Genomic DNA, 8,037 nt, shown 5'->3' on the forward strand with positions numbered 1-8,037 from the left:
TTTGTGACCCCTTCCCTGACGAGGGGTCAGACAAGGGGTCAGATATCAAATTGCCATTTGTTCGACAAGGGGTCAGATATCAAAATGCTATTTGTTTGAATTTCTGATGATTCAAACAAATAGCATTTTGATATCTGACCCCTTGTCAATTAGCAATTTGAGATCTGACCCCTTCCTTGTTTTTACCCGGCTATAATTATGGCCTCATGTTATTGTTGTTGACATCCTCTTCTTCGGCATCACTACAAACAGCTTGGTCAGAATTTAAAAGTGCGGCAGTTACTTGTCCTCGGTAGTCAGCAATGATTTTTAAATCAGCTTCGCTTAAAAGGCCTGTTACTTCAGAAAACTCGGCTGAGTCCGTATCCATATTTGCGACAGTTTGAATTAGCTTACATTTATAAACCATAAACTCCATAAGTTTGAAAAAAGCTGAATGCACAATCTCAGGCCTAGCGAAGGGAAGATTTTCTTTTATGCTTTTATATAAAGCAACCACTTCATCAACCATGTGAAAAGTGCCTGATTTTATAGCTTCCTTAGCTCTATACCGCAATTCAACAGTAGCTACGCAAACAGGTACCTGCTCCTCAAAATGCTCGAGCTGCTCTTTTAAAGCAGATTGTAACTTGTCTGTGTCTAGTCCCCAAATTTTCTGATTGCCTTCAAATTCCTTTAGTTTAGTGGCGATAATTGCAACATAATTGATTTGGTCATTATCAGATGTATGATCAAGCTGCGGCAAAAGATCAGGAGTATTGTTTTCAATTACTCTTAACAGCGCAAAATTCTGAGTTAAAATGGCATGCTCAACTAGATCTAGCTTTTTGAAAATGGTCTTTTGTCGGGTTTTCTCTGCTAGTAATGTCACAATTTCATTATCAGCTCCACACCTCACAGCAAAGGCTAAAGGTGAATCATGACTATCTGTTTTCCGCTCAAAATCTATGTCCCATGATTTAGCAATAAATTGAACCATTTTGAAATTATTGTGATGAATAGCGGCATGCAAGGGCGTGAATCCATTTTTTTCTGCATTCACCGAGTCGCTCGAAGGATAATTTGCTTTATAAAGCATGGTCAGCATGTCCCATGCTTTTGTACTTGCCACCTGATGAAGGTCCAAAATATTTCTGGTTTCATTTACTTTATAAAGTACGCACAGCATGTCCCAGGCATTTGTACTTGCCAACCAATGAAGGTCCAAAATATTTCTCGCTTCATCCAACGATTGCCGAGGTGATGTTAATAATAAATTTGCGCTAGTTCTGTCCGCATGCTCTGCAGCAATCATTAAAGGTGTTTTTTTCCATGTTTTTTGCATATTTAACTTGATATGGTCAGCTTGAATCAAGTTATAAATAGCTGGATACTTAGAAAATTTGACAGCTAAATGCAGGGGTGTATTACCATCATTATCTTGAGCATTTACAGCAGCGCCCTTTTTTAACAATAATGTTATGATCTCATCGCAACCATACTCAGCGGCGAAATGAAGCGGAGTTTTGCCATCCAACATGCTTTTTAATATACAGTTGACGTTAGCGTTGTTTTCGATCAGCTGCTTTACAGCCTCAACATTGCCTACTACACATGCACAGAACAATAAGATATCCATCGGTCTGTATGAATTCTTCTGCCTCAATAATATATCATTCGGTCTGTTTGAATTAGTCAGCCTCAATAAACTAAAAAGCTCTCTTAGCTGAAGTTCAAAAAAACTTTTATGCTCCAATTTTATCGGGGAAGGCTGCTTCTTTCCAGCCTGTAAAATCTCTTGTAAGCCCACAGGTAAGAGATTCAATCTTGGGCGGAAAAAAGCAATATCTTTGCCCACAAAATCTCTTACTATTTCTGCGGGCCTCTTTGGCTGAAAAGATATTTTTATTTGTTCAAATCGTTTAGTAAAATCCGCTTCTTGATCCTTGGTTGGAAGTCGAATTTGAGCTATATCGTCGCGAAGCTGAGCAAGCATTTCTAATTTGGCTTTTGCATCTTCTCCTAATTCATTTTTCGCAAGATCAAAATCAGGGTAAGCACTTACTCTAAATTCCACTGCCTTAGTCAAGAGTTGCGGAATCAATATATCCTGAAGAGACCGGTATTCGTCGTTTAATGTCATTTATTTGCTCCAATTTATTTAATAAAAAAAAATACCAGTCCTTATGGATTAGATGGTCATCCGACTTGTAACGTTGTTGTTATCGTAATCATTATTGTTGTTGTTATTTGCAAGATTAATCAAGAGTGGTGCATCGATTAACCTCCTCACATAATCAATGATTTTAATATCCGTTCCACTTAAGAGGGGCACTATATCCAAATATTCATCTGATCGTAGATCATCAAAACTTAGAGCCGTTTTAATTAGCATAAATTTAAACACTACAAACTGTAGGAGTTTCAAAAATTTCCTGCGTTCATCATCATCGTTGTTGTGTATGCTTCCAATAGTGCCATAGCCAGGTCTTGTCTCCTGAGAGCGGGCAATTGCAAGATATTTTTTAGGTCTCTTAGCTTCTTCACGTTGTTTCATATAGAGGATTACCAATCCTTCGATGTTAACTGGCTCATCTGATGCATAACTTAATGCAGCTTGAAGTAATTGATCAACGTCAGGAGACGAATTCTTAATCTTGAAATCTTCAAATAACTTTATCAATACAACTGGCAGACTCTCAACGTCTCCACCCCATATACGCATACTATCTTTAAATTCATCAAGTGTAGCTTTGATAATTGAGATATAGTTCACCTTGTCATTTTTTGACTTAAAATGATTTGGTAAAAGCTGAGGTGTGCGATTTTCAATTACTCGAAGTAGTGAAAAATTCTGATTTAAAATGGCATTTTCAAATAAATTTTGGGCTTCGAAAATAGACTTATTTTCCGTTTTCTTTGCTAGCAATGTCACAATCTCGTTGTGAGCACTGCTGTCTATCGCGCATTCCAAAGGTGTTCCGAGCCCAGGCATTGTTACATCACATTCAGCGCCCGGTACGTTGACAAGATACCGAACCATTTCAGTGTTATTGTGAGAAACGGCAGAATGGATAAGGGTAAAGCCCTCTTCCACACAGTTCACCTGATATTGTGAAGGAGGCCCTTCTTTATAAAGGAGACATAAAACTTCCCAGGCATTATTTTGCACCAACCAATTTAGACTCAATATACTTCGCGCTTGACTAATACGTTGCGGTGTTCCTAGCAATATCTTTACGCAAGGATTGTTTTGTTTTATAGCCATACCAAGCGCAGTTTCTTTATCCGAGTTTTTAGATTCTATTTTGAGACCCACAACATCTGCCAATGTATTGACAACCTCATACTGACAAAATTGAACAGCAATATGTAACGGTGTGTTTTTATCCTTATCCAATAGATTCATACTGGCCTCATCCAGAAATTTTTTCTTGGAATTATTTATTAATAACTTTACCAGCTCATTGTGGCCATATTGACTCGCCAAATGAAGTGGCGTTTTATTATCAAGGAAATCTATTATGATCTTATCAACGTCAGCATTTTTTTTAATCAACTCTCTCGCTACTGCCACATTACCTGTTATGCACGCACAAGATAATAGTATGTGAAGTGATATTGTTTTAGAGCGCTCCTCTAATATCACCAAAAAAATTTGGCGCAGTTGAATATTTAAAGAATTTTTAATTTTGGCTTCGAGTTGAGGTGGCTTCTGTAACTCTTTTATTAACTCAAGAGGTGAAGGCATCGTTGTTAGCCTAGATTCAAAAAAAGAAAACCGTTGTGTATTATTATTATTCGATTCAGGAGACTCCGCGCTCGGTGGGGTAGCTTTCTCACCGATGAATTCATCAAAATGTTTTTTTACCTTTTCTAGCTCTGTTAAAAATTCACTCCCCACTTTATTAGAAAGAGATTGACTTTGGCTTTGATTAAAATTCTTACTAATCAATTGCAAACTTTCTATTATCTTTCTGGCTTCAGGCCTGAATGCGATGATCACTGATTTAAGACTTCCCTGGAGATAAAAATTAATATCTATACGCTTTTCCACAGCTACAATTAGAAGCTGGGTGACTAGGGTCTCAACTAAAGGTTTGTATTCCATACTATTTATCATTCGTAAATTACTCACTATAATTGTTAATTATCCAATTCATCCGAGAGAACTCTTGTAACACCCTTATATTAAAATAATATTAAGAACTTAAAGTTGAGCTACGATTTTGCCAAAGCAATCGCCTGCAAGCCCTTTGCCCGCCAAAAAATAGGTTTATTAATAAGTTTCTTATTAGATCAGGGGGTGGTATTATAGATAGTTAAACATTAAATTTAGCTTACTTGTACGGGTTTCTTATTTCGAATAATAGAGTGACCCCAAAGAGGCACTACCAATATTCGGAGAAGAAATGAATACATTTTCTGCTTTAAATCTCAATGCCCAAATTTTTAAATCTATCGATGCTTGCGGCTATAAGCAGCCTACAGAAATCCAAGCTAAAACGATTCCACTTATATTAAATGGCCAAGATGTTATCGGTGCCACGGAAACGGGTTCTGGAAAAACCGCTGCTTTTGTATTACCTATGCTTCATATGCTAGCAGAAAGTAAAAAGCAACAATTGCCTCGTATATTAATCCTTACCCCTACTCGTGAACTTGCAGATCAAATCACGCAAGCCATTAGAAAATACGGTCAATTAATTAGACCTAATACAGCGAGCATCATTGGCGGCGCTTCTTATCGAGAGCAAGAAAGAATGCTTTCTCGCTCGCCCGATATTATTGTTGCTACACCAGGACGCTTGATTGATCACTTACGCAATAATCGAATTAATCTTTCAGCAATCGAAATGTTCATATTAGATGAAGCAGATCGCATGTTAGATATGGGATTTATTGATGACGTAAAATTAATTGCGAAATCTACTCCCGCCAAGAAACAAACCTTACTTTTTACCGCCACAATGAATAAAAAATTAATCAGCTCCGTAGGTTATCTGCTTAATAACCCTACCGTAGTGGATTTATCAAAACCTAAAATGATTCCAACACAAATTAAACAACAGTTATTTATTGCTAATAGTCAACAGCAAAAAATTACCTTCCTGGAAAATTTATTGGTGGGTGAATCCGTTTTTAAAGGCATTATCTTTACCGCCACAAAAATGGGCGCTGATAAAATTGCCGATCACCTTCGATCTCAGGGCCACAGCGCATTAGCACTCCATGGCGACTTAAAACAACGTGTACGAAAAAAATCACTCGAAAGATTCAGTGAAGGATCTACTCAATATTTAGTGGCAACCGATATTGCTTCTCGCGGCATTGACGTAAAAGACATTAGCTATGTTATTAATTACGACTTACCACGCTGTTCTGATGACTATATCCATAGAGTTGGACGTACTGGCCGCGCTGGAAAACCCGGCGTTGCAGTCACAATTGCAACTCGCGATGAACGTCGACATATTAGCTCACTTGAGCGAGATGTAGGCAGTAAGCTTGATGTTATTGATCAAAACAGAGAACCCTCTACTGAAGTCTATATAGAAGAGCCACGTAGTACAGATAGAAAACGTTCAGGAAGATCATACGGCCAAGGGGGAAATTTCCGCGGTGGTAAATCCTTTGGCTCAAACGACCGTGGTTCAAGAGAAGGCAGATCATTTAACTCTGATGACCGCAGAGGCAGATCCTCTAGCTCTGATGAGCGCAGCCCTCGCGGCGGCAGATCATTCAGCTCCGATGAACGCGGACCACGCGGACCAAGATCTTCTAGCTCCGATGAACGCAGCCCTCGCGGCGGCAGATCATTCAGCTCTGATGAACGCGGACCACGCGGTCCAAGAACCTCTAATTCTGATGGGCGCACAGCAAAACCCAGAAAATCGTTAACACTGGGTGATCGCAGCAGCGATCGTGCTGACAAACCTTTCACTAAGGGCCCTCGTAAAACACGCCCGAGCAAACCAGGTGGTTATGCACATCGTAGTTAAGTTCAGTAATTTTTATACGGATTAAATAAGGTGGGAGATCGAAGGTTGGTCTGGCCTTTGTGATCTCCCTTGGGCTGATTCATCCATCTGCTGATCAAGGGCCATCACAAAAGCCAGTGAGCACATTCTAGAAAACTCATCCTCTTGTGAATAGAGGACATCCCACCTAATTCCTGTGCTAGATAATTCCCCATGCCTGTAAGAGATGTCTTACACGGCTATAAGCTTAGTGTATCACTTAAAATATGTGTGAAAACAACCAGATCAAGAGAAGGATCACAAGAGGTACGCCTAAGAGCCACGCTATAATATATTTCATATTCCAACCTCCTTTTAATTTAAAGTATAGATTATAAGACCGTTAAGTAATAATAGCTAAAAGCCAACCATTTAGCTAAAATAATCCTTTTTATCAGGGAGGCTATATGAAAAAAACTGTTGCCTGCGGTTTTCTGTGTGGATTAGGTTTTTTAATGTTCTATGAAGCAGTTACCGCTCACACACCCTCCCCCTGTTTTGATCCACGCAGTTATTGCTGCCCCCAAGGAAACCAACTTTATTTCAAGTTAGAAACAGGGTGCTCTCATTCAAGATACACTGATATAAATGTGGATCCACGCATATGGGATGCGGCAATTCAAGGCTATGGCAATGACTTAGGTTGTTCGGAGTTCTATGGGGCAGCTATCGGATATCAGATTAATCCTCTCCTGGGCGCCGACTTTTCAGTAATACGCCGTCCATCATTTGAATATCAAAAATTTCAAACCCCTCCCAGTGCCGACACTCCTAATTTTTTAGGCACTAAAACAAGGTACTTTGATTTTCAAGACACTAGTATTATGTTCAATCTCACCCTTTATGCTGCAGGCCTCTCTGATTGCCTCACCCTGCATGTTGGGCGCTCTGCATTCATTCAACCCTTTATCGGAGCAGGGTTAGGTATTGCTTATAACACCGTCGAAAATTTCCATTCGGTATTAGGCGATGACCCCAATGCATTTCTAGCACCGGTGTCGTCGATCATGTTAGAGGAAACGAAATCTGCCTTTGCTTGGCAATTAAATGCAGGCCTTGAACTAGTAAGTGGTCAAAATTGGCATGCAGGCGTGGGTTACCGTTATTTTGACGGCGGCAGATTTAACAGCAATGACTTTGTTATTAATGAGATCCTGTCTCAAAAAGTATCGCCTTGGCAGGGGGATTTTAGAAGTAATGAAGGTTTTGTTTTCTTAAAATACGCCATTTAATACCAATGAGAATCGCTGTTTCAGGAACACATTCGGTTGGTAAAAGTACGATGGTCAATGACTTTGTACAAGCGTTTCCCAATTATATACACGAAGAAGAACCCTATCGCGCACTACGCGATTACTACAATATTAAATTTGGCAAGGAATCAACACGATTTTGCAATGGATTGCAATTGTATTACAGCATCAGCCGAGCTAAGCAGTATTGCGCTAATACCTGTGATGTTATTTTTGATCGATGCCCTGTTGATTATATTGCATATTCTAAATATACCGCCAATTACCGTGAAACAGACATTGATGATACTTTCATTGAGAGTTTTGTGACACCAGTGAAAGAAGCTTTGTCTTTTATCGATATCCTTTTATTTGTTCCCATTACAGAGAAGCACCCGGTCGCTTTTGAAGAAGATGGCATTAGACCCACCGATAGACAATACCGTATCGAAGTCGATGATATCTTCAAAAAAATTTACTATGAAAACGCCTATGATGTGATGCCCCCAAATCCCCCGAAATTAGTAGAAATCTGGGGAAACCGCGAAGAACGAATAGCAAAAATCAACCAAGCAATTTTAGAGTTCCTATAACCTAAGGGGAACGCATCCTCCACTACGACGGCATCTCGCGACCCATCTTTCTTCGTGTCCTGCGGATCCACCCCTATCGACCGCGACACGCCCTTCTCGTCGTCCGCGACCAACCCTTCCACGTCGTCCGCGACCCACTCGTCCCGCGACCAACCCTTCCACGTCGTCCCGCGACCCACCCTTCCACGTCGTCCCGCGACCCACCCTTCCACG

The 8,037-nt window shown here is 39.9% G+C and carries 5 protein-coding genes; 3 read left to right on the forward strand and 2 right to left on the reverse strand.

Annotated elements, in window-relative coordinates; genetic code table 11:
• Positions 1-196: 196 nt before the first annotated feature.
• Both H0U71_00140 and H0U71_00145 read right to left on the reverse strand, forming a co-directional pair.
• Complete coding sequence (locus H0U71_00140; protein MBA2653461.1) at positions 197-2,122, reverse strand: ankyrin repeat domain-containing protein; 1,926 nt, start codon at positions 2,120-2,122, stop codon at positions 197-199.
• A gap of 48 nt (positions 2,123-2,170) precedes the next feature.
• On the reverse strand, positions 2,171-4,090 hold the full coding sequence (locus H0U71_00145) for an ankyrin repeat domain-containing protein (GenBank protein MBA2653462.1): 1,920 nt from the start codon (positions 4,088-4,090) through the stop codon (positions 2,171-2,173).
• A 301-nt stretch (positions 4,091-4,391) separates the two neighbouring features.
• Here H0U71_00145 and H0U71_00150 point away from each other — a divergent pair, with 301 nt between their 5' ends.
• The 3 genes from H0U71_00150 to H0U71_00160 all read left to right on the forward strand — a co-directional run bounded on the left by H0U71_00150 (position 4,392) and on the right by H0U71_00160 (position 7,824).
• Positions 4,392-5,981: a DEAD/DEAH box helicase gene (locus tag H0U71_00150; protein MBA2653463.1), complete on the forward strand. Its 1,590-nt coding sequence runs from the start codon at positions 4,392-4,394 to the stop codon at positions 5,979-5,981.
• Between the two features lie 425 nt (positions 5,982-6,406).
• Positions 6,407-7,231, forward strand: a complete 825-nt coding sequence (locus tag H0U71_00155; protein ID MBA2653464.1) for an outer membrane beta-barrel protein — start codon at positions 6,407-6,409, stop codon at positions 7,229-7,231.
• Between the two features lie 5 nt (positions 7,232-7,236).
• Positions 7,237-7,824 carry an AAA family ATPase gene (locus tag H0U71_00160; protein ID MBA2653465.1) on the forward strand — a complete coding sequence of 196 codons (588 nt, stop codon included), beginning with the start codon at positions 7,237-7,239 and terminating at the stop codon, positions 7,822-7,824.
• The last annotated feature ends 213 nt before the right edge of the window (positions 7,825-8,037 follow it).

The organism is Gammaproteobacteria bacterium, from assembly GCA_013697705.1.
Taxonomy (GTDB): Bacteria; Pseudomonadota; Gammaproteobacteria; order UBA6002; family UBA6002; genus UBA6002.